19 protein-coding genes and 2 pseudogenes are annotated in these 21,729 nt (G+C 59.0%); 14 read left to right on the top strand and 7 right to left on the bottom strand.

The features are described from left to right. Positions 1 to 107: 107 nt before the first annotated feature. From HJB82_RS25415 to HJB82_RS25400, 4 genes are read left to right on the top strand one after another with little or no spacing between them, the layout of a single operon-like run. On the top strand, positions 108 to 956 hold the full coding sequence (locus HJB82_RS25415; protein ID WP_221141851.1) for an ABC transporter permease: 849 nt from the start codon (positions 108 to 110) through the stop codon (positions 954 to 956). Continuing rightward, positions 953 to 2,254, top strand: coding sequence for an ABC transporter ATP-binding protein (locus HJB82_RS25410; protein WP_207581435.1), 1,302 nt, complete (start codon positions 953 to 955; stop codon positions 2,252 to 2,254). The genes HJB82_RS25415 and HJB82_RS25410 overlap by 4 nt, the downstream gene beginning before the upstream one ends. Beyond that, positions 2,254 to 3,438 (top strand): glycosyltransferase family 2 protein, encoded by a 1,185-nt coding sequence (locus tag HJB82_RS25405; RefSeq protein ID WP_221141850.1) that lies wholly within the window; start codon positions 2,254 to 2,256, stop codon positions 3,436 to 3,438. The genes HJB82_RS25410 and HJB82_RS25405 overlap by 1 nt, the downstream gene beginning before the upstream one ends. After that, positions 3,431 to 4,798, top strand: a complete 1,368-nt coding sequence (locus tag HJB82_RS25400) for a glycosyltransferase (protein WP_221141849.1) — start codon at positions 3,431 to 3,433, stop codon at positions 4,796 to 4,798. Before HJB82_RS25405 ends, HJB82_RS25400 begins: the two co-directional genes overlap by 8 nt. Positions 4,799 to 4,897: 99 nt before the next feature. On the opposite strand, the pseudogene HJB82_RS31790 reads toward HJB82_RS25400, so the two are convergent. The 3 genes and pseudogenes from HJB82_RS31790 to ampC all read right to left on the bottom strand — a co-directional run. Continuing rightward, a pseudogene (locus HJB82_RS31790) lies at positions 4,898 to 5,175 on the bottom strand (glycosyl transferase); the annotation flags it as partial. Between the two features lie 31 nt (positions 5,176 to 5,206). Beyond that, positions 5,207 to 6,163, bottom strand: a complete 957-nt coding sequence (locus tag HJB82_RS25390) for an NAD-dependent epimerase/dehydratase family protein (RefSeq protein WP_207581431.1) — start codon at positions 6,161 to 6,163, stop codon at positions 5,207 to 5,209. A gap of 337 nt (positions 6,164 to 6,500) precedes the next feature. Continuing rightward, positions 6,501 to 7,655: a class C beta-lactamase gene (gene ampC / locus HJB82_RS25385; RefSeq protein WP_221141847.1), complete on the bottom strand. Its 1,155-nt coding sequence runs from the start codon at positions 7,653 to 7,655 to the stop codon at positions 6,501 to 6,503. Positions 7,656 to 7,845: 190 nt separating this feature from the next. Between ampC and HJB82_RS25380 the strand changes: the two genes are divergently transcribed. Continuing rightward, positions 7,846 to 8,724 carry a LysR family transcriptional regulator gene (locus HJB82_RS25380; protein WP_207581429.1) on the top strand — a complete coding sequence of 293 codons (879 nt, stop codon included), beginning with the start codon at positions 7,846 to 7,848 and terminating at the stop codon, positions 8,722 to 8,724. A gap of 59 nt (positions 8,725 to 8,783) precedes the next feature. On the opposite strand, the gene HJB82_RS25375 is transcribed toward HJB82_RS25380, so the two are convergent. Next, positions 8,784 to 9,773: a substrate-binding domain-containing protein gene (locus tag HJB82_RS25375; protein ID WP_221117507.1), complete on the bottom strand. Its 990-nt coding sequence runs from the start codon at positions 9,771 to 9,773 to the stop codon at positions 8,784 to 8,786. Between the two features lie 48 nt (positions 9,774 to 9,821). Next, positions 9,822 to 10,802 carry an NAD(P)-dependent oxidoreductase gene (locus tag HJB82_RS25370; protein ID WP_221117506.1) on the bottom strand — a complete coding sequence of 327 codons (981 nt, stop codon included), beginning with the start codon at positions 10,800 to 10,802 and terminating at the stop codon, positions 9,822 to 9,824. An 80-nt stretch (positions 10,803 to 10,882) separates the two neighbouring features. Here HJB82_RS25370 and HJB82_RS25365 point away from each other — a divergent pair. The 8 genes and pseudogenes from HJB82_RS25365 (at position 10,883) to HJB82_RS25330 (ending at position 17,657) form a co-directional block, all read left to right on the top strand. Beyond that, positions 10,883 to 11,802, top strand: a pseudogene (locus tag HJB82_RS25365) (ATP-binding cassette domain-containing protein). A gap of 68 nt (positions 11,803 to 11,870) precedes the next feature. Beyond that, a complete protein-coding gene (locus HJB82_RS25360; protein ID WP_207581426.1) occupies positions 11,871 to 12,869 on the top strand; it encodes an ABC transporter permease in 999 nt (332 codons plus the stop codon). A 341-nt stretch (positions 12,870 to 13,210) separates the two neighbouring features. Further along, positions 13,211 to 13,402, top strand: a complete 192-nt coding sequence (gene napE / locus HJB82_RS25355) for a periplasmic nitrate reductase, NapE protein (protein ID WP_207581425.1) — start codon at positions 13,211 to 13,213, stop codon at positions 13,400 to 13,402. 8 nt (positions 13,403 to 13,410) lie between these two features. Continuing rightward, positions 13,411 to 13,725 carry a 4Fe-4S dicluster domain-containing protein gene (locus tag HJB82_RS25350; RefSeq protein ID WP_221141845.1) on the top strand — a complete coding sequence of 105 codons (315 nt, stop codon included), beginning with the start codon at positions 13,411 to 13,413 and terminating at the stop codon, positions 13,723 to 13,725. Next, entirely contained in the window at positions 13,718 to 13,975 is a 258-nt protein-coding gene (locus HJB82_RS25345) for a chaperone NapD (RefSeq protein ID WP_221117503.1), read from the top strand. Before HJB82_RS25350 ends, HJB82_RS25345 begins: the two co-directional genes overlap by 8 nt. Continuing rightward, positions 13,976 to 16,483, top strand: coding sequence for a periplasmic nitrate reductase subunit alpha (gene napA, locus HJB82_RS25340; RefSeq protein WP_221117502.1), 2,508 nt, complete (start codon positions 13,976 to 13,978; stop codon positions 16,481 to 16,483). Continuing rightward, a complete protein-coding gene (locus tag HJB82_RS25335; RefSeq protein ID WP_221117501.1) occupies positions 16,450 to 16,953 on the top strand; it encodes a nitrate reductase cytochrome c-type subunit in 504 nt (167 codons plus the stop codon). Before napA ends, HJB82_RS25335 begins: the two co-directional genes overlap by 34 nt. 8 nt (positions 16,954 to 16,961) lie before the next feature. Further along, on the top strand, positions 16,962 to 17,657 hold the full coding sequence (locus HJB82_RS25330; protein WP_311044414.1) for a NapC/NirT family cytochrome c: 696 nt from the start codon (positions 16,962 to 16,964) through the stop codon (positions 17,655 to 17,657). Positions 17,658 to 17,699: 42 nt separating this feature from the next. Here HJB82_RS25330 and HJB82_RS25325 read toward each other — a convergent pair whose 3' ends face one another. Both HJB82_RS25325 and HJB82_RS25320 read right to left on the bottom strand, forming a co-directional pair. Next, a complete protein-coding gene (locus HJB82_RS25325) occupies positions 17,700 to 18,023 on the bottom strand; it encodes a hypothetical protein (RefSeq protein WP_221117500.1) in 324 nt (107 codons plus the stop codon). 312 nt (positions 18,024 to 18,335) lie between these two features. After that, positions 18,336 to 20,318: an acyltransferase family protein gene (locus HJB82_RS25320; RefSeq protein ID WP_221141843.1), complete on the bottom strand. Its 1,983-nt coding sequence runs from the start codon at positions 20,316 to 20,318 to the stop codon at positions 18,336 to 18,338. Between the two features lie 410 nt (positions 20,319 to 20,728). Between HJB82_RS25320 and HJB82_RS25315 the strand changes: the two genes are divergently transcribed. Further along, the gene (locus HJB82_RS25315) at positions 20,729 to 21,667 is read left to right on the top strand and encodes a sialate O-acetylesterase (protein WP_221117498.1); all 939 of its coding nucleotides are present in this window, start codon (positions 20,729 to 20,731) and stop codon (positions 21,665 to 21,667) included. Positions 21,668 to 21,729: the final 62 nt, after the last annotated feature.

Raw genomic sequence — 21,729 nt, 5'->3', positions numbered from 1 at the left:
CTTCCTACGATAACGATCACGCTAGTGTACCGGGTCAGTTCGCGAGTATGATGATCTTTACTACTTTGAGGCAAGGTGTATTTAACCGGTGGCAGAAGTGAGCCGAAATGCCTGAACATCTCAAGGATGATGCGCTTGATCGCGCGAAGCGACGGGACCAATGCTGGCGTCGTGATCAGTGGAAGCCCTTGATCCACGTCTGTCTGCAATGGAACGATTTGCTGTTAGAACTTCTGGCACGCGATCTGAAGATGAGATATCAACGGTCCGCAATTGGCCTCGGCTGGTCTTTGATGCGGCCATTGAGCCAGCTGCTGGTTTTTTCGCTGATCTTTCGTAAGGTCCTGCCCCTAGATATTCCCCATTACACCACTTTCGTCTTTTCCGGCGTGTTGGCCTGGGGTTGGCTCAGCACTGCGGTGCCCGCAGCGACGACTTCCATAACCGGCAGCAGCGAACTGGTGCGCCGGCCGGGCTTTCCGATCGGGATACTTCCTGTTGTCGCAGTCATCACACAGGCAGTTCACCTTCTGCTCGCTCTGCCACTCCTATTCATCATCTCGTTTATCGAGACCGGGGCCCCGACTTTGAGCGTCGTCGCACTTCCACTCGTCTTCCTTGCGCAGGCGCTGTTCATGATGGGCCTGTCCTATCTTGTTGCGGTTGCGCATGTCCACTTCCGGGATACTCAACATTTGGTAGGCGTAGTTTTGATGCTGGGTTTCTACCTGACACCCGTGTTCTACAGCCCACTCAAGGCGAGTGAGCCGATGGCGTTAATTCACACCTGGAACCCGATGGCCTGGATTCTCGAGGGGTACCGCGCCATTTTCGTCGAACACGCGTGGCCTCCCGTTGATATCTATTGGAAGACTGCGCTGATTTCTTTGCCGATGCTATTTGCTGGCATTTGGCTGGTCGAGCGTGGCAGCGCACGCCTAGTGGACGACCTATGAGACAAGGCGCCATCACCGTCCACGATGTCGGCAAGCGCTACCGTGCGCAAGGGGGTGCACGCTCTACCACCCTGAAGGGTTACCTTTTGTCCGGACGGTCCGTGGTACAGTCGACAAGCTTTTGGGGCCTGCGCCACATCAGCTTCGCGGTTGCGCCAGGGCAAGCTGTCGGCGTGGTCGGGCTAAACGGGGCCGGGAAGTCCACTTTGCTGCGTCTGATCGGCGGTGTTGGTCGTCCGGACGAAGGGCAGATCAAGGTGATGGGTCGAATTGGCGCCTTGCTCGACATCGGGGCGGGCCTGACCGACGATTTGACGGGGCGCGAGAACATCTTCCTGCTGGGTGTTATCGCGGGAATGCGGCGGACCGAGGTTGCCGAGCGGTTTGACGAGATTGTAGCCTTCGCCGAGCTGGAGGCGGCCGTTGAGAATCCGGTTCGCAGTTATAGCACCGGGATGCGTATGCGCCTGGCATTCGCCGTGGCAGTTCATGTGCGCCCGGACATCTTGCTTATCGATGAGGCCCTCGCCGTAGGCGACCAAGCCTTCCAGCAGAAGTGCATTGCAAGAGTGAAGGAGATACTGAAGGACGGCGCCACTATCTTTTTCGTGTCACACGACGTCTCGCAGGTAAGAGAAATCTGCGATCACGTGCTGTTCCTGAGAGGCGGACGCGTCGTGGGCTACGGACCAATCGACGAAATGCTCCCGCTTTATACCTCGGCTGTCGAGGCGAAGGTCGCCAGCGTTCCGCACGAACCGTTCGCCGTTACAAAACTGCCCGTCGAACTTGTGCCGCAGGTCAGCCGGTTCGGCAATGGCGAACTCCAGATCACAGCCGTAGTGTTGCTGAACGAGCAAAGCACGCCGACAAGTACCATCGTTGCGGGCGACCGGCTGTCGATTTCACTGACCTATGTTGGCGCCACCAGAGATCGCAACGCCGTTATCGTCATCGGCATCTACGCGGCGGACGATACGTGCTGCTTCGAGACCGACAGCAAGTTGGCCGAATTCGCCCCTGTCGTAGACACGGACACGGTGCGCATCGAAACATCACTCAATCGTATCGACCTGGCGCCCGGCGACTATCGCGTTACGGTGGGCCTTTTTTCGGCAGACTGGCAGCAGGTTTACGATTATCACGCCGAAGTCTATCCTCTCGCCGTGACCGGCCCCGGCCCAAGAAAGGGTATGCTGAATCCTCCGACACAGTGGGAGCAGGTGCAGTCGCGCCCCACCGCGACCTCGCCGGACCACGGCTCATTGGGTCAGCGCAGCTTGGATCGGAACTCCTGATGCGCCTTGCGGTTCGAGACATCGACATTCTTGACCTTCCGCCAGATTTTGAACCGACCGATGACTATCAGGGTGCACTTGTGCTGATCCGGGTCGCCGGTCGTCCGTGCGGCCAAGCTGTGATCGCCTTCGACACCGATGGCTGCAAGACGCCAATTAAAGACCGGATTCTGTCTGCGGCCAGTTCGTCGGTGTTCGAGGCTTGGCTGAGGCATCGGCTGGCCCTCCCTGACCCGTCGCCGACTCCACGTCAGCTGCCGAAAGCTTCCGTGGTGATCTGCACGCGCGATCGTACCGAAGATCTGGAGCGCTGCCTCACCGGGCTTTTGGCTATGCCCGATAAGGCCGATATTCTCGTCGTCGACAATGCCCCATCGAACGAGGCCACGCGCGATTTAGTCGGGCGCTTCGACACTGTGAGATATCTGCGCGAACCGCGTCCTGGTCTTGACGTCGCGCGCAATACTGCCCTTCGCAACACAGAAGCAGACGTCGTCGCCTTCATCGACGACGATGCGGTCCCCGACCCGCTATGGCTTAGAACCTTGCTTCGCAATTTCGAGGACCCCCTCGTGCTGGCCGTAACCGGCCTTACCATGGCGGCAGAGCTGGAAACGGACTCGCAGATCGCCTTTCAGCATTTTGGCGGTTTTTGCCGTGGTTTCAGGCGTCAGGTCTATGATGCCTATAACCTGGACCCATTCATGGGATGGCATGCGGGTGCCGGTGTCAACATGGCGTTGCGCCGAACGATCGTTGATGCGGTGGGGTGGTTCGACGAGGCTCTTGACGCTGGAACGCTCAGTCTGGCTGGTGGTGACACAGACATGTTCCGGCGTGTGCTCGAAGCCGGATATCGGATCATCTACGATCCCGAGGCTCTGAACTGGCACCGCCATCGTCGCTCAAGCAAGGAACTGCAGCAGCAGATGTATGGCTACGAGGTTGCATCGTTCGCCATCTTGACGAAGGCCCTCCTGTTCGAGGGAAACCCGCGTGCGCTCCCTCGCATGGTTCGTTCGTATCTCAGGCTTCTTCGGCGGTTGTTTCAACCTCGACGGGGACACCAATTCAGCCTGCCTTACAACGACGCCTTAACGCAGGTCAGAGGTGCTGTGAACGGCCCGGTCCGTTATCTGAGGGCGCGGGCGCGAGCAGGGGAGGCAGGGCATAAGCGTGGTTGACATCAGCGTTATCATACCAACGCATAATCGTGCTGCCATGCTGAGATCGCTTTTAAGCAAGCTCGACGCTCAGCGAGATGGGACCCCAGCCTTCGAAGTCCTGGTTGTGGCGGACGGGTGTGAGGACGACACGTCGACAATGCTCTCGTCGCTTCGTACCCGCGTTCCGCTTCGTACCCTGACGTTGCCGGGCGTCGGTCCGGCACTCGCCCGCAATGCGGGGTCGCAGGTCGCGAGCGGCCGTTTATTGATCTTCCTTGATGACGACATTCAGCCCGGGGAAAACTTCGTTCGGGCGCACGTCGTTGAACATCAGCGTCACCCTGGGGGCGTAGTGATAGGCCCCTACCCGCCACTTCCGCACATTGCAAAGGATCGCTTCCGCCTCAGCGCGCGCGCATGGTGGACGAGGCACTTCGAGCGCGTGTCCCGCCCTGGACATCAGTTCGCCTTTACCGATGTGCTGACAGGAAACCTTTCGCTGGATGCAGACCTATTTCACGCAATGGGCGGGCTCGATCCTCAATTCGCCCGTGCACGAGAAGACTTCGAATTTGGTCTGCGTCTGATCAAAAAAGGGGTTCCAATTCGTTTTGCTCCTGACGCATTGGGCTATCATCTCGAACATCAAACGACGACACTCACCGGAAAGATGGTGCGCAGGCATCAAGAGGGACGCTCCGATGCCTTGATGGCTCGTAAGCACCCCGACATACAGCGGCTGCTGGCGATTCATCGGTTCGCCGGACGAAAAGGGCGGAAGAGGCGCCTGCAAAGGACTATCGCTACCCGCGCCGGTTCTGTCCTTGACCCCCTCGTCAAGGCTGGCCCCGGCGTCCTCCAAATGTTGGAAAAGGCTGGCCTTCGCAGGCTCTATGAGAAGGTAGAGCGACAGTGCAGTGGATATCATTATCTTCGCGGCGCCGCGGAAGTGTTGGGTGAGGATTGGCGGCTTCCGACGGATCCGACAGCTTCCACTGACGAAATCGACGTGCTCGAGATCAATCTGGACCAGGGCCTTGAGGCAGCCGAAGCTATGTTGGCGGAACGCCGACCCCTCGCTGCTCGTATCGTGAATGGGACGGTACATGTCGGCGATATGTGTCACCGGATCGGCACCGAACCGTGGGACGCACGGCATTTCCGTCCGTGGCTGAACCGCCAGGCGATACATAGATATCTTCCTGTGGCGCTTGCCGAATGGCAGGGTCAGCCGATCAACGTCCCCCCGAATTTGTCTGACTTCACATTGAACACTCTCAATAACCCCAGTTTCCACGCGCATATGATCGAACAGCACCTCCAGTGGATGCAGGCGAAACTGCGTTCAGCACTCTATGACAATACGAGTAAATCGTAGCGGCCGACGCTGCTGCAGCCGACCGCCAGGTTCAGACGCCCCACCGCGCCCATGCCGATGTGCCCGCCGCGGGGGCAGTTCCGGCTGTCGCGGAGAAAGTACATGACGCGCATGCTCGATGGTCTCAGGTCGCACGACACGCTCGGCCAGGGCCGCGGCCGTCTCGGGCCTTTCGATATAGGCTTGTCCTACGGGAAGACCATCCGACAGAAAGACCACCAACCCATCAAAGATCAGGGGCGAAACGGCATCGAGGCGAGAGGTGGCGAGATCGAGATAATGAATCGGTAGGGGAAACTTATATCCTTCAGATCGGACGGAATTGGTTCTCGCACCGTCACCATCTCAATCAAACCGTGAATATACGCCACCTGCACTCAGTACGCGAGTCTCGAAAGCTGATATGGTTTATTCTGCAGCCTGCGCCTTCATTTGGTCCCTGAACCAGTCGAGCGTCATCGCCACGCCCTGTTCATAGGTGATTTTGCACGACCACTCGGGCATGACATAATGCGCGTTGGTCAGGTCCGGCCGTCTGTTCGTGGGGTCCTGCGGCGGTGACGGCTCGAAGACGATCGGCACGCCGCCGACCAGCTTGGAAATATATTGCGCGACTTCGAGAACCGAGATCTCGCGATCATTGCCGACGTTCAAAGGTCCCTTATAGTCGGTTTCATTGATCCAGAAATAGCGTGCGAAACCATCGACGACGTCATCGACATAGCCCCAGCTGCGCGACTGCTTGCCGTCGCCGAATACAGTAATCGGCCGGCCCGCCAGCGCCTGGGTGATGAAGTTGGAGACGGCGCGGCCGTCATCGGGCCGGGTGCGGGGACCGTATGTGTTGAAGGGACGCACGACCTTGAGGTCGAGCCCCTGGGTACGCTGCATTTCAAACAGCAGCGATTCCGTGCAGCGCTTGCTCTCGTCGTAGGACGAGCGTGGTCCGGTGCAGTCCACCTGGCCCTTGTAGGTCTCCGGCTGCGGCGACACCAGCGGGTCGCCATAAACTTCGGACGTCGAGGTGAAGCCGAAACGCCCGCCCTTCTTCAAGAGCTCCAGCAGCCGAAATGCCCCGAGAAGATTGGCGGAAATCGTCCTCTTCGGTTCCTTCATATACCATGGCGGCGATGCCGGGGAGGCCAGATGGTAGATTTCATCGAATTTTTCAGAACTGCGCAGCGTCTCGACGTCCGACTTCACGAAGTGAAAACGGGGATCCCTGATGTGGGCGATATTGTCGAAAAGTCCGGTCCAGAGGTTGTCAACAACAACCAGCTTCTGGACGTCGGATCTAAGTAAAAGCCGGTCGCACAAATGCGATCCGATAAATCCAGCTCCGCCAGATATCAATACGCTTTTCATTGCATTGCGCCTCGTGACTTTGAGAATGTGGTTTGTTTATTAGCATCACCTTTAAGGCGTGGCAATTCATTAGAAGTATTCTAGAAAATACTCCCTTATTAATCTTAATTATTCATATGTCTTACTTAAAGTAGTGTCGCCGGATTCGGCATCGGAACGACTGCGGGCGCGGCGCGTCGTCGATCGCACCAGTTTGTATCACGAGGGCGTCGGTCCGGCATCGGGCTAAAGTCTGACCCGGTTTTCGGAAGCAACGAAGCAGAATTCAAGTGATGCCGTTTGCCGTTGACGCCCCCCGGTCCGGCGTGCACTCACGCCGGCCAGGCCTGTTTTCCGATCAGTCGGCCGAGAGCGCGGTCAATATCTGATAGGCTGCAGCGACACGATCCTCGTTGGGGTAGTTCTTATTGGCCAGGATGACGATGCCGAGCCGCTGTCTGGGGATGAAGGCGAGATAGGCGCCGAAGCCATTGGTCGAGCCGGTCTTGTTGATCCACACATCGTCGCGCGGTTGCATCGCTGGCCGCAGTTCCGAAACCGGCATGGTCTTCAGCATCGCGGGCGAATTGCCCTCCAACAAGTCGTTCAAACTTATGGGATAGGCATATTGCTCCCAGATGAGATCCTGGGTCATCACTCCTGCTTTGAAATATCCGATGTGGGTGTTGGTGATCGCCTGCTGCAGTTTTTCGTCGAGCTTGACCATGCCCATATTGGCGCCGACAAAGCGGATCACGTCGCCTGCGGTCGATTTGACGCCATAGGCTTCGGATGAGAGAACGGCCGGCGTCATCCGGGCCGGCTCGCCGCTGCGCTTATAGCCTTGAGCATAGTCGGCCAGCCGCGCTTTCGGCACATCGATATAGGTGCTTTTCAATCCGAGCGCGGCAAACAGCTTGCCCTCCATCAACGCCGTAAAATCGCCGTGCATGGCTTTCGCCACGATATAGCCGAGCATGCCGATGCTGGGATTGGCATAACTTCTCTCAGTCCCAGCCGCATAGGAGGGCTGCCAGGCTTCGAGATATCCGAGCAGCTGTTTTTCGGTTTTGATCTCATCGGGAAGCTGCAGGGGAAATCCGCCCGCCGTGTGGGTGCCGAGATTCATCAGGGCGATATCGCCGAACGGCTTTCCCTTCATCGCCGGCAGAAATTTGCCGACCTTGTCCGACAGCGAGAGTTGTCCGCTTGCTTCGGCGTAGGATGCCAGCGTCACCGTGAAGGTCTTGCTGATCGATCCGAGTTCGAACAGCGTGGTCGGCGCCACCGGCCTGCCGGTGTCCTTGGATTCGACGCCATAGGTGAAGATGTGGTCCCGGCCGTCGGCAGTGATGGCGACGGCAACGCCGGGGATGGCGTATTTTTCCATAATCGGCGTGATCGCGGCATCCGTGATCGCCTTCAACTTGGTCTCGTCGGCGGCAAAAACACTTGTGGCAGCGCAGGCCGAGAGCAAGACGGCCGATAAAATTCTTATCCCAACGCTTTTCATAACCATCATCCTCCAAATCGAAATGGCAACCAAAACAAGCGCAAAAGCGCATGGGGAGGACGTTTACTCGCGCTATTTTCCAATCACAAATGATGATATCTCGCAGCAGCCACAAGAAAATCTAATGCATGTCGCCCGGAAGTGGGCGGCGGTTCCGGGAGAACGACATGCATCAAAACAAAGGGCTCAAATGGTTCGGCAATTCCTCCCCTTGAACGGCCTGCGCGCCTTTGAAGCCTCTGCACGGCATCTGAGCTTCACCCGCGCCGCGATCGAGCTCTGCGTCACCCAGGCGGCCGTCAGCCAGCAGGTCAAAGGGCTCGAGACCCGATTGGGCGTGGCGCTGTTCCAGCGTCTTCCCCGCGGCTTGAAAATCACTGCGGAAGGCGAGGCGCTGCTGCCGACGGTGACGGCCTCCTTCGACCAGATGGCGACGACGCTGGACAGGATCGAAGCCGGGCAGGTGCGCGAATTGCTGTTTCTCGGCGTTGTCGGGACATTTGCGGTCGGCTGGCTGCTGCCGAGGCTCTCGGATTTCCAGCGCCGGCATCCCTTTATCGATCTCCGCATGTCCACCAACAATAACCGCGTCGATCCGGCCGCCGAAGGGCTGGATTTCGCCATCCGCTTCGGCAGCGGTTCATGGCACGGAACGCAGGCGCAACGCCTGTTCGAAGCGCCGCTCTCGCCTCTCTGCATCCCCAAACTGGCGGAACATCTGCAATCGCCTGAGGATCTTGCCGGGGCGGTGCTGCTGCGCAGTTACCGGACGGATGAATGGAGCACCTGGTTTCAGGCCGCCGGCGTTCCCCCCACAGCGCAGGTCCATGCCGGCATCGTCTTCGATTCCTCCGTCGGCATGATGGAGGCGGCCCTTCAGGGGCTCGGAGTCGCGCTCGCGCCGCCATCGATGTTCACAAGGCACCTCTCCTCAGGCGCGATCGTCCAGCCCTTCGCCACCGCCATATCGCTCGGCAGCTATTGGCTGACGCGCCTGCAATCGCGGCCGGTCACGGCGGCCATGCAGGCATTCTCGGATTGGATCGGTGCGCAGCTGAGCGCTGCATAAACATCGGAGCGCCCACGGACGTGGGCGCTCCGAGCCGCATCAATTTTGGAATGCCAAGATCACTTTTGAATGCAAGTGTCGACGGTGTCCTTGGTGCATTCGTCAAGGCCGGTAAACACCGGATCCTCGACCTTCTTACCGGATATCATGTTCATCATCACGGTTGGCGCCTTGTAGCCCATTTCGAACGGCCGCTGGCCGACGAGCGCGGTGACCAGGCCTTCCTTGGCGATCGCCACCTCGTCGCCGATCGTGTCGGCGGCGCCGATGACGAATTCGTTCTTGCCGATCTTGTCGGCCAGCGGCTTGAACAGGTCGCGGTAGGGCTGCGGTGCGCCAAACAGCGGCCAGCCGCCCATGATGCCGAAGGCATCGAGGTCGGTATTGGCGGCGAGAATGTCGGTCATCGCCTGAACGCCCTTGGCGCCATCGTCATTGGTGAAGACCGGGCAGCCGGCAACTTCCGTCCAGCCGCCTTCGCCCTTCAAGGCCGCGAGACCCTTCTTTCCGCTCAGCGTATCGCGCATGCCCTGGGCGCGGCGCAGGATGTTGTCGGCGCCGGGATTGCCTTCGATCGTGCAGATCTTGCCGCCCTTCGGCTTGGCCTTCTTGATGTATTCGCCGATCTTGGCGCCCATCAGATAGTTGTCGGTGCCGAGATAGGTCTTGCGGAGAGCGGCGTCATCTGCCGAAAGATCGGCATCGAGCGTCATCACGGGAACGCTCGGATTGGCCGTCTTCAGCGTCTGGGCGATCAGCTTGGCGTTCGACGGCGAGATGGCGATGGCGGCGGTATCGGCTTTGCCAAGCATATCCTGGACGATCTGCGCTTCGCCGGCTTCATCGGAGGTCGATGCCGGGCCGGTGTAGAAGCATTCATATTCGGCGGATGCGTTTTCCTTGTTCCACTTCTGGCAACCCTGGTTGATCGCCTCGAAGAACGGGTTGTCGAGGCCTTTGACGACGATAACCAGCTGCTTCTTGGCGGCCAGGGCCTGTCCGGCCGTCAGCGCCAGGACTGCAGCTGTAAGCAATAATGCCTTCCTCATAGCTTCCTCCCATTGAAAAAGACGGACGCTTCTGCACCCGCCGCGTCATCAACCTGGATACCAGACGACCCGAGGCTCCTCCTTCGATCGCTGGTATTCCCAAGCCGAATTGATAAGCTTTTCCAGATCGTAGACGGGGTTCCAGTCCAGCAGATATCTGGCCTTGCTATTGTCCATCCAGTTCGAGTGAAACTGGCTTTCGATATTGACCGAGCCGAGCCCGCGCGTGCGGGCGAGATAAGCGGCAACCTCGCCATAATCGACGGGCCGATCCATCGAGATGTTGAAAAGCTGCCCCTTGGCGCGCGGATTGTCGATTGCCGCGAGGATCGCCGAGACGAGATCGTCGACATGGACGAAATTGCGTTTCAGCGGCCGGCCATCGGCGTCGCGCAGCAGCGGCACCGTGCCATCGCGGAAATAACGCTCGGCATCGGCTGCCGGCACCAGCGTCTTCCAGTCCGGCCCGCCGAAGACATCCTCGCCGAAGGACAGCGTGAACTTGAAATCGTCCTTCTCCATGATCCACGGCGCGCGCAGACAGCAGGTGTTGATGCCGTATTGGATGGCGAATTGCTCGAGCATTACCTCTTCCAGCACCTTGGACAGCGCGTAACAGCCGGGATAGGCGCGATGCGGCGTCTTTTCGGTCACCGGCCCGTCATGGCGATAGAAGAAATGCCCGATGCCGGCATCGCCGCCGATGAGGATGAACTGCTTTGCCGTGGGGCTGGCGCGGAACGCCTCGAGCAGCCAGAACAGGCCCTTGACGGTGATATCCATCACATCGGCGGGGATTTCCTTGCAGGTGGCGAGATGCACGACATGGGTGACGCCGTCCATCGCCGCTGCAACGACATCGCTATCGGCGATCGAGCCCTTGATCACACTGACCCGGCCGGTTTCACCAAGCACACGATTATGGCAAAGCGCGCGAATGCGTGCGTTGGAAAATTGTGGCTCGTCAAGCAGCCCAGTAATAAAGCGCCGCCCGACCTTGCCCGTAGCCCCGGTGACAAGGATCAGCATACTTCTCTCCCCCAGTAACAGCTAATATCTATGCGTTTCCGGCGTCAATCTGTATTTATCGTACAAAATAGATTTTTGTGATGAGGGGACGTTTTAGCGGACTATTGATTGACGATTCCTGGCGCTTTTGCATTAATGAGCGCAATCGCTTTTCCGGGAGGAGATCGGCTGAGCGAGATCGTAGGCGTCTGACTGGCAACCGGGTATCGGCAACCGGCGGCGAAGGCAGGCCTGCAGTTAAGGGGAGGGTAGTCGGCTGGTCGCGGTTCTCGAGCTCACCAATATTTCAAAACATTTCGGCGCCATCCAGGCGGTCAACGACGTGTCGTTCGCGCTCGAAGCCGGCCAGGTCGTCGGCCTGATGGGCGATAACGGCGCCGGCAAGAGCACGCTGGTCAAGATGATCGCCGGCAACTTTCGGCCGAGCGAGGGCATCATGCGTCTCGAGGGCCGGGAGATCGTCATGCATCGCCCGATCGAGGCGCGCCAGCACGGCATCGAGATCGTGCACCAGGATCTGGCGCTCTGCAACAATCTGACGGCGGCGGCAAACGTCTTCCTCGGGCGCGAGCTGCGCCGCGGCGTCGGTCCGTTTCGCATCCTCGATTACGGGACGATGTATCGGCGCGCCGGCGAGATCTTCAGGGAGTTGAAATCGGAAACCCGCCCGCGCGATCTCGTCAAGCAGATGTCGGGCGGCCAGCGGCAGGCGGTGGCGATCGGGCGCACCATGCTGTCGGAGGCAAAGATCGTGCTGATGGACGAGCCGACCGCCGCCATCTCGGTCCGACAGGTGGCCGAGGTCCTCAATCTGATCCGCGAGCTGCGCGACCGCGGCATTGCGGTCGTGCTGATCAGCCACCGCATGCCCGATGTTTTCACCGTGGCCGACCGGGTGATCGTCATGCGCCGCGGCCGGAAAGTCGCCGACAAGGCAATCGAGGCAAGTTCGCCTGAAGAAGTCACGGGTCTGATCACCGGCGCCATCGAACAGGTTTGAGCCGCGCCGCTTATCCCGCGGGAGAAATACCGCTGACGGGAATGCCCCATCTGGAGTGAGAGGTCGAAATGGCAGTAACATTGGACCAGACGATTGCACAGAAGCAGCGCAGCCGGCTTGCGGAGTTTGTCGGCGGCCAGACATTCTGGGTGCTGATCGCCGTGCTTCTCGCCTGCCTCTTCCTGTCCTTCGCCACCGATTCCTTTGCGACGACGAAGAACCTCTACAACATCACCCGCAACGTCACCTTCGTCGCCATCATCGCGCTCGGCATGACGCTGGTGATCATCACCGGCGGCATCGATCTGTCGGTGGGCTCGGTGCTCTGCCTCTGCAGCATGGTGCTGGCGGTCACCATGAACGCCGGTTATTCCATCGAGGTCGGCATAACGGCCGCGATCGTTACGGCGCTGGCGATCGGCGCCTTCAACGGCGTGCTGATCGCCTATCTCAATTTCCCGCCCTTCGTGGTGACGCTCGGCATGCTGTCGATTGCGCGGAGCTTGGCGATGGTCGCCTCGAACAACACGGTCGTCTTTCAGTTCGGCCCCGATCATGACAAGCTGCTGGCGCTTGGCGGCGGCGCCTGGTTTTTCGGGATCGCCAATCCGGTTCTCTATATGGTCATCCTGGCGCTCATCACTGGTTTCGTGCTGCGCTGGACGCGCTTCGGCCGCTATATTTTCGCGATCGGCGGCAATGAACATGCCGCCACGCTGACCGGCGTTCCCGTCCGCCGCATCAAGGTCGCCGTCTACATGATCTCGGCGCTGTCGGCCGGCATTGCCGGCATCGTCCAGACCGGCTGGCTCGGCGCCGTCACCACAAATATCGGCGCCGGCATGGAACTGCAGGTCATCGCCGCCGCCGTCATCGGCGGCGCCAACCTCGCCGGCGGCATCGGCACCGCCTTCGGCGCCCTGGTTGGCGCGGCCCTGATCGAAGTGATCCGCAACAGCCTCGGCCTGCTCGGCATCAATGCGTTCTGGCAGGGGACGTTTATTGGCGGGGCGATCGTGCTGGCGGTGCTGTTTGATCGGATACGGAATCTGCGGCAGAGCGAGTAGGGTTGGGCTGGACAAGGAGTCCGCGGCGCACCGAAGGGTGCGGGTGGTCCAAACTTGCTGAGATATGGATCCCTCTGCATGAGCCTCATGGGTCTCCCGTGAAGACGCCGATATACCCACCTTTGGGGAGAATAATAACGATCGGTCGGTCAATCCCGGCGGTCAGGTCGTCATGCTCGCGTTCTCTGTCCATCGAAGCCCCAGTTCCCGACTTGCCACATATTGGCAACCCGCTCCGTTGGTTACCGTAACATACGTGCCCAAAGGCACGGTGTATGCAACTCTCAGCACGGCAGTGCCAGCATCAAAATGCCGGCGATGACATGCGGAGAGGAAGTGAGATGTTGCAGCCGGTCCAAGGCGGCTCTGCGGGCGCGCAGCCTCCGAACAGAAGGAAGATCGAGCTTGTGACGTTCTTCGCACTTGCCTTCGGCATCTGGCCGGTGATCGCCGTCGGCGTCGTCGGTAGCTACGGGTTCGCCGTCTGGATGTGGCAGATCGTCTTTGGACCTCCCGGGCCTCCAGGTCATTGAGGCGCTCCATGCAGACAAAAGCGCTTTCGCGCCGACAACTGTTCCTTGGCTGTCCCGACTCGGCATCCGAAGCGGACGCGTCAACATCAGTGCCTCATACGGCCATGGTGACGGAAGCCTGCCTGTCCAAGCTGGGCGTCGCCTGCCGGTCGTGCGACGAAAACTGTCCCGACAACGCAATTCGATTCCGGCCGCGGATCGGCGGGCCGTTCTTTCCCGAAATCGACGAAAAACTCTGCACCGGATGCGACGCCTGCCTTGCGGTCTGTCCGGTCGGCGCAATCGCGACCCGCACAAATGAACTGGAGGGTCGCAATGCCTGAAACTCCATCGCTCTATCACATATCGAGCGCGGTCGTCGCGACGCTGCCTACCGCGACGCTTAGCGTTCTCAGCCAGCTTGCGATGATGAAAAACGTTGAAGTCCACGGCGATGGCGGCGGCAAGATTGTCATCGTCATCGAAGGGACAAGCACAGGCATGATGGGCGAATGCCTGTCGCGCATATCGCTGTTCGATGGGGTCATCTCCGCGAATATGGTTTTCGAACATGTCGAAACGGAGGGGGCGTAGATGACCGGTGAACTGACCCGTCGTGACATCCTGAAGGCGCACGCAGCAGCGATAGCCGCGGCGACCGCGGGCATTGCGCTTCCCGCCGCCGCGCAGCAGGTGCCTGGAGGCATCGACGCGCTTGAGATAAAGTGGTCGAAAGCGCCCTGCAGGTTTTGTGGGACCGGCTGTGGCGTCATGGTTGGGGTCAAGCAGGGCCAGGTCGTCGCCACCCACGGCGACATGCAGGCAGAAGTGAACCGGGGCCTGAACTGCATCAAGGGCTACTTTCTTTCGAAGATCATGTACGGCCAGGACCGGTTGAAGACGCCGCTGCTTCGCAAGCAGAACGGCGTCTACGCCAAGGAAGGCGAGTTCGAGCCGGTGAGCTGGGATGAGGCCTTCGACGTGATGGCCGCGCAGTGCAAACGCGTACTGAAGGAAAAGGGGCCGACCGCCATCGGCATGTTCGGCTCCGGCCAGTGGACGATCTTCGAGGGATACGCCGCGACGAAACTGATGCGCGCCGGCTTCCGGTCGAACAATCTCGATCCAAACGCCCGCCATTGCATGGCGTCTGCCGCCGTCGCCTTCATGCGAACCTTCGGCATGGACGAGCCGATGGGATGCTACGACGATTTCGAGAATGCCGACGCCTTCGTGCTTTGGGGTTCCAACATGGCGGAGATGCATCCGATCTTGTGGACGCGTGTCGCCGATCGTCGCCTCGGCCAACCGCATGTCCGGGTCGCGGTGTTGTCCACCTTCACCCATCGCAGCATGGATCTGGCCGACATACCCATCGTCTTCAAGCCCGGCACGGACCTGGTGATCCTGAACTACATTGCCAACCACATCATTCAAACCGGGCGGGTCAACGAGGCATTCGTCCAGAAGCATACCAAATTTGCCCGCGCCGCGACCGATATCGGCTACGGCCTGCGCCCCGATGATCCGATCGAGGTCAAGGCCGCAAACTCGGCCGATCCGGGCAAGACCGAGCCGATGAATTTCGAGGCTTTCAAGGACTTCGTCTCGGACTACACGCTGAAGAAGACGGCTGCGATGACCGGCGTCGATCCGGAGTTTCTCGAGCAGTTGGCCGAGCTTTATGCCGATCCCACCCGGAAAGTCATGTCGCTCTGGACCATGGGTTTCAACCAGCACGTCAGAGGCGTCTGGGCCAACCAAATGGTTTATAACCTCCATCTTTTGACGGGCAAGATCTCCGAGCCGGGCAATAGTCCGTTCTCGCTGACCGGTCAGCCTTCCGCTTGCGGTACGGCGCGTGAGGTCGGAACTTTCGCCCATCGCCTGCCTGCCGACATGGTCGTAACCAATCCCGAGCATCGCAAACACGCTGAGGAGATCTGGCGGGTCCCTCACGGCCTCATTCCCGAGAAACCGGGTTACCACGCCGTACAGCAGGACCGGATGCTGAAGGATGGCAAGCTGAATTTCTACTGGGTGCAGGTCAACAACAACGTCCAGGCCGCGCCGAATACCAGCAACGAGACTTACAACGGCTATCGCAACCCTGAAAACTTCATCGTCGTCTCGGACGCCTATCCGACGATTACCGCGATGAGTGCCGACCTCATTTTGCCCGCCGCCATGTGGGTGGAAAAGGAAGGCGCTTACGGCAACGCCGAACGCCGGACGCATGTGTGGCACCAGCTTGTGCAGGCTTCCGGCGAGGCTCGCTCCGATCTCTGGCAGATGATGGAGTTCTCGAAGCGCTTCACCACCGATGAGGTTTGGCCGGCGGAGCTGCTGGACACCAATCCGGCCTATCGCGGCAAGACGCTTTTCGACGTGTTGTTTCGCAACGGCGAGGTTGACCGGTACCCTGTCGAGGAAATCAGCGCCGACTACGACAATAACGAGGCAAAGGCCTTCGGCTTCTATGTCCAAAAGGGGCTTTTCGAAGAGTACGCTTCATTCGGGCGGGGACATGGCCACGATCTGGCGCCCTACGACGTCTATCACGAGGTTCGAGGACTGCGCTGGCCCGTCGTCAACGGGCAGGAAACCAGATGGCGATACCGCGAAGGATACGATCCCTATGTGAAACCCGGCGAGGGGTTGAATTTCTACGGCCAGGCGGACGGCAAGGCCGTCATCCTGGCGGCGCCCTACGAGCCTCCCGCAGAATCGCCCGACGACGAGTTCGATGTCTGGCTGGTGACGGGACGGGTGCTCGAACATTGGCATTCAGGTTCGATGACGATGCGGGTTCCCGAGCTCTACAAGGCGTTTCCCGGCGCGCGCTGTTTCATGAATGCCGACGACGCGCGAAAACGCGGCATCAACCAGGGGGCCGAGGTCCGTATCGTCTCGCGGCGTGGTGAAATCCGCACCCGGATCGACACCCGCGGCAGGAACCGGATGCCATCCGGCGTCATCTTCGTCCCGTGGTTCGACGCCAGCCAATTGATCAACAAGGTCACGCTCGACGCCACCGATCCCATCTCGAAACAGACGGATTTCAAGAAATGCGCGGTCAAGATTCTCCCCGTCGTCGGTTGAGACGACCCGAATGGACAGCCATTGCAGCGGGTTTGCTGGTGTTCGTCACGACGGCATCAATCGCCCAGGTCGTCACCCAGAATGTCCCCCAGCTTCAGGGGCCGTCTGATGCAATGCAGTCCGAGCCCGCCGCCGTCCTCCCGAGATGGGTGGTCGATGACCGCCGCCAGATGCGCGCCTATCCCGACCAGCCCCCTGTCATCCCGCATTCGATCGAAGGCTATGAGCTTTCGGTCAACGCGAACCGCTGCCTCTCCTGTCACAAGCGGGAGTTCACTCAGGACTCCGGCGCTCCGATGATCAGCGTGACCCACTACATGACGCGGGACGGCCAGATGATCGCGGACGTCGCGCCCCGGCGCTATTTCTGCACGGCTTGCCACGTTCCACAGGCTGATATCAAACCACTGGTGCCAAGCACGTTCAAAGATATGAGCGAACTTGGTTTCAAGCCCGCGGGAAGCGAGTGACGACGATGATCGCTAGGGCGAAGCGCATCATTTTGTGGGCATGGTCAGTATTGACGACGCCAGCCGCGACGATCGGATTGGGCGTGCTGACGCTCGGCGGCTTTATTGGCGGCGTCATGTTCTGGGGTGCATTCAACACCGCCCTGGAACTGACGAACACCGAGAATTTCTGCGTGTCGTGCCACGAGATGCGCGACAATCCGTATGAGGAGCTGACCCGGACAATCCATTTTTCCAACCGCTCGGGCGTGCGCGCCAGTTGTCCGGATTGCCATGTTCCTCATGACTGGACGGACAAGATTGCTCGCAAGATGCAGGCTTCGAAGGAAGTGTGGGGCAAAATCTTCGGCACCATCGACACCCGGCCGGAGTTTCTTGAGCACCGTCTCGGCCTGGCGCAGAACGAGTGGGCCCGGATGAAGGCCAATGACAGCCTCGAATGCCGCAATTGCCATTCGGCAGTCGCAATGGACCTGCAGAAACAGACGCCGAGAGCCGCGGCGATCCACACGCAATATCTGATCCCCGGGAAGGCGACCTGCATCGACTGCCATAAGGGCATTGCGCACGAGTTGCCCAACATGCAGGGAATTGATCCCGGCTGGAAGATGCCAAAGGAGCTTGAAGGGACGCAGACGTCGATCGGCAACCCGATCGACGACCTCAGGCGCGCCATGGCCGAAATCCATACGCAGCAGTTCTGAATGAGGCGTCTGAAGGTGGCGCTGGACGCGCTGACCATGCCCTCAGGGATGCGCATCCTCATAGCCATCCAACTCAGGGCATCCCCTGATGTTGCCGAAGCCGATCACCCGCCGGTCGCCCGATTGATCCAGACCTCTGAGCACGATGACATTGTCATCCTGCTGTACAATCTCGCTGCGATAGATGCCGGCCCGGAGCGCCAGGTTTTTTGCCTGGCTTACGTTGCATTGTCCGGGCCGTGGAGTGATGTGCCAGTATCTCGTGCCTTGGCCATCCGACTGCCATCCGCCGGAGGCGGCGAATCCCGATACGCTGGATAGCAGGATGGCACACGACACTATCGAGCTGCCTAGAACCAGTTTCATGTATCCTCCGTCAGCCGTCGGCGTCTCAGGGCTCGTGCTACTCGACTTGTCCCGGTTGCAATGGATAGCCGGGTTTCCCTTGTTGTCACCACAGTAGATGGTGCGCGCTAACATGGTGCTAACGCGGCTCCAGCGGCAACGAGATGATGTTGCCCCGTACGCTGCCAGGCGGAGAAAACGGAAATGCTCTGGCAGCGGTGGCGCAGGTGGATCAAGCCGTTCGATAATATGGTTGCGCTGGAACTTTTGCGATGCGTGATGACGAAAGTCCGGACCTGAACCCCAGGTTCACCGTCCCCGGCGTCTGGCCGCTTAATTTGATGGAGAAGCGGAAGGCGTGGGACCAGCGTTCGGCTGAGAACTTGCCGTTCGTTCGGATTGCCCGGCGTGCGGCGGTACCAGGAAATCGAGGAGACCGTCGCTCCGTAGATCGGCGGTTTTCTTTTCCAGAATGTCACCAATCAAGGTCGTCAGAAATTCTGCTGTCATATGGTTCCAGTCTGTGATGAACGGAACACCCCTGCTGCTGGTGAGGCATTTCTCCTTGTCGTAATCGCAGTGAAGCTTGACGATATCGACATAGGTGAACGCAAGATCAGATGGGAAAAACGGCAGTTGCGCTAAAGGCTGGTTGGCCGGCGGATAGCTCGCCGATCGCAGGCATATAGAGGCATCGGATTTTCTCTGAAACATCAGCCCCAGGCACGAGTGCAATTCGTCGAGCTGAAAATAATTTCCGAAAACGAAAATGCGCGCGTCATCCGAGTGGCTTTTCATCCAGGAAAGAAGTTCGAACCGGAAGGGGTTGACGGAGTACTCAAAAGGCCGAAGGCTCGTGAGGAAGATCGCTTTCGTTCGGCTGAGCAATGATTTGTCGTTGATATATCTCTCAAAGGGAATGCAGTATTTATCGTAAATGCTGGCGCGAGAGGGGGCCTTCACACTATCGTTCTTGATCTCCACCATGCAGTTCAAGTAGCTGAGCGCCACGATTTGATATCGGTCGGTGTCGATGTAATTTTTCAGCGCGATTGACCAGTTTCTGGCGTGCGAGTCCCCAATGATGAAGATAATGGGTTTCCCATCTTGAATGTTGTCGTTCAAGCCTAGAAAAGTGCTTTCGAGCTGCGCCTCGTTCGCCTGCGCGAGAGGTGGATAGACTTCATCCAATCTGTGAGGAAAACCGGCCATAGTGATTGCTGAAAGGACAGCAGCCGTGATGGTGGCAACGGATGAGCTGAGGGTGATCCAGAGAGCGCGGCTTCTCCTGGTGTGGCGAAGGGGCTTTTCGATGACGACAAAGCTGGCGACCGCGACCAGGACCGTCGCAGCGATGGCGAGAAACTTGTCGCTGTTGTCGAAATTCAGGCTTGTCGACCGCCAGAAGGCGAAGACCGGATAATGCCACAAATACAAGGAGTAGGATACCAATCCGGTGAGCGCCGCAGGCCGAGAAGCCAACAGGCGACCGATTGCGTTCTCACGGCTGGCGAATGCGAGCACCAGGCAGGTCCCGATGACGGGGATCATAGTGAGCAGGCCAGGATGAACCGTGTTCTTTTTAAACAGGATCAGTGAACCAAGAACGAGGACAAGCCCGGCCGCCGCAAGGAACGGCTGGGGGCGAGGCCGTCCACGCCGCACCTCGTAATAAGCGAGAAGCGTTCCGGCCAGCAGCTCCCAGGCCCGGGTGAGCGGCGAGTAGAAGGCCTGTTGCTGATCATACCGTACGGTTATCACGCACCAGATAAAGCTGAGGGCTGCCACGACCAACACGCATGGCAGAAACCTTGATTTCAAGTGCCGGCGTACGATCAGCAGCAGGAGCGGAAACCCGATGTAAAATTGCTCTTCGACGCTCAACGACCAAGTGTGCAGAAAAGGCTTGAGAAGGGCATTCGGCTCCCCATACTGAGCCGCGGTGAAATAGAAATAGATATTCGATCCAAAGAGCAGCGAAGACCCTAGGGAGTTCGCGTAGTCTATGAGTTCAGCTGGCAATAAAAGATAATAGGCTACGGGTATTGTCGCGAAAATGACTGTGAACAACGCAGGCAGAATTCTTCGCGCGCGCCGGGCGTAGAATCTAAGGAAATCAATACGCCCCGTTGCTTCGATTTCCGTCAACAAGATTTGGGAAATCAGAAAGCCGCTGATCACAAAAAATACGTCGACGCCAATGTATCCGCCCTGAAGCAGCGTGTGGCCGGCAACCGTGAACTCGGCGTGATAGAGAATAACGCCTATCACCGAGATGGCCCTCAAGCCATCGATCTCTGGTCTATAAGCCTTCAATGCGCCTGCCTTCGATATCGAGAGCGTAACGTTGTCGCGCGCAAGAGCGGCGCTTTTGGGCTCCCTAACACAGAGATCCTGCGCCCGTCGATCCAAATGATCCGGTCAGCGAAAAGGAGGAGCCCGTGCTCCGCTCCCACGTCGTCCTCGCCGGCCGAATCTGGGATATCCTTCCGTGGACGAGCAACGGGATTACGAGCAGGCACGATCTCTCACCCAACCGGATGATTGTAATCACCGGTCCGGTCTATAGTTGAGACCAGCGACAGGGCTCGATCTTCACGACGAACTCTTTCTAAAGATCATGCCCGAGCAAGCCGATGTGGCTGGTGTAAAGGAACCTTCGTGGCTGCAGCAGCCTCGATTGGTCCAATAGGCCATGTCATCGGGTGATGATTAAAGGTGACGCCATGCGTAAAACGCTAGCAGTCGGCGGGGCCGTCTTGATTGCCATGTACTTTCTCGGCGGCATGAGCGCGAGACATGAGATCTTTCCTTGGCCACAACTTTCCGCGCTGAGAAAAATGGTTGGCGGCGAGAAGGCAGCGGCCCCAAGCCGATATAGTTTCGACGACAAGGAACGACTCATCGGGGATGAATCGAAATCGCCTGTGACCTGCCCGACTCAAACTGCTCGAACGGCTGTCTTACTCATTCTTGGCCAATCGAACGCGGCCAACGACGGAGGACAACGGCACCGGTCAAATTATGGCGCTCGCGTTGTCAACGCCTTTGACAAACGGTGCTTCATCGCGGCGTCGCCACTTCTTGGATCGACCGATACCAAGGGAGAGTACTGGACGCTGCTTGGCAATTATTTGATTGCATCGGGACAGTATGACAGCGTCATCCTCGCGCCTCTCGCATATTCCGGATCTGAGGTCGCGCGCTGGGCGACCGGCGGTGACCTCAATCCTGTGCTGGTCGATACAATGAAACAGCTTCAGGATTCCGGTTATCGGATAACGGGCGTCCTCTGGGTCCAGGGAGAGAAGGACCTCGTTATCGGCACCACCGCGGAGGCCTATCGGGATCATTTCATGTCGATGGTTGACACATTGCGTCAGCACGGCGTCGAAGCACCGGTTTACATTTCGATCGCATCGAAATGCCTCGAACCGAGCAACGGCGGCTTCAAGGAGCATATTCCAGACAATGCGATCGTACGGGCGCAACTGGCCCTGTCAAAAAGCGGCCACGGTATCCGAGAAGGCGTAAATTCTGACGCATTACTCGATGGGGATGACCGCTACGACGATTGCCATATCGGGGGCACAGGCGCGGAGAAAGTGTCGCGAGCCTGGCTGAGCCTTCTGCGCGGCGATAGCCGGCTGGAAACCTCGGGATAGTCATCGCTGAACCGGTTTTCGCACCTTCGCACGCTTCGGCCTCGGCTCCCGTCCGGTATTCG

The organism is Rhizobium sp. NZLR10 (genome assembly GCF_019685125.1).
In the GTDB taxonomy this organism is placed as follows: domain Bacteria; phylum Pseudomonadota; class Alphaproteobacteria; order Rhizobiales; family Rhizobiaceae; genus Rhizobium.
This window is presented reverse-complemented; position numbering and strand designations above follow the sequence as displayed.

Coding starts and splice junctions, on each gene's coding strand:
- HJB82_RS25415 (WP_221141851.1), top strand. CDS start 108: ATGCCTGAACATCTCAAGGATGATGCGCTTGATCGCGCGAAGCGACGG.
- HJB82_RS25410 (WP_207581435.1), top strand. CDS start 953: ATGAGACAAGGCGCCATCACCGTCCACGATGTCGGCAAGCGCTACCGT.
- HJB82_RS25405 (WP_221141850.1), top strand. CDS start 2,254: ATGCGCCTTGCGGTTCGAGACATCGACATTCTTGACCTTCCGCCAGAT.
- HJB82_RS25390 (WP_207581431.1), bottom strand. CDS start 6,163: ATGAAAAGCGTATTGATATCTGGCGGAGCTGGATTTATCGGATCGCAT.
- ampC (WP_221141847.1), bottom strand. CDS start 7,655: ATGAAAAGCGTTGGGATAAGAATTTTATCGGCCGTCTTGCTCTCGGCC.
- HJB82_RS25380 (WP_207581429.1), top strand. CDS start 7,846: ATGGTTCGGCAATTCCTCCCCTTGAACGGCCTGCGCGCCTTTGAAGCC.
- HJB82_RS25375 (WP_221117507.1), bottom strand. CDS start 9,773: ATGAGGAAGGCATTATTGCTTACAGCTGCAGTCCTGGCGCTGACGGCC.
- HJB82_RS25370 (WP_221117506.1), bottom strand. CDS start 10,802: ATGCTGATCCTTGTCACCGGGGCTACGGGCAAGGTCGGGCGGCGCTTT.
- HJB82_RS25360 (WP_207581426.1), top strand. CDS start 11,871: ATGGCAGTAACATTGGACCAGACGATTGCACAGAAGCAGCGCAGCCGG.
- napE (WP_207581425.1), top strand. CDS start 13,211: ATGTTGCAGCCGGTCCAAGGCGGCTCTGCGGGCGCGCAGCCTCCGAAC.
- HJB82_RS25350 (WP_221141845.1), top strand. CDS start 13,411: ATGCAGACAAAAGCGCTTTCGCGCCGACAACTGTTCCTTGGCTGTCCC.
- HJB82_RS25345 (WP_221117503.1), top strand. CDS start 13,718: ATGCCTGAAACTCCATCGCTCTATCACATATCGAGCGCGGTCGTCGCG.
- napA (WP_221117502.1), top strand. CDS start 13,976: ATGACCGGTGAACTGACCCGTCGTGACATCCTGAAGGCGCACGCAGCA.
- HJB82_RS25335 (WP_221117501.1), top strand. CDS start 16,450: ATGCGCGGTCAAGATTCTCCCCGTCGTCGGTTGAGACGACCCGAATGG.
- HJB82_RS25325 (WP_221117500.1), bottom strand. CDS start 18,023: ATGAAACTGGTTCTAGGCAGCTCGATAGTGTCGTGTGCCATCCTGCTA.
- HJB82_RS25315 (WP_221117498.1), top strand. CDS start 20,729: ATGCGTAAAACGCTAGCAGTCGGCGGGGCCGTCTTGATTGCCATGTAC.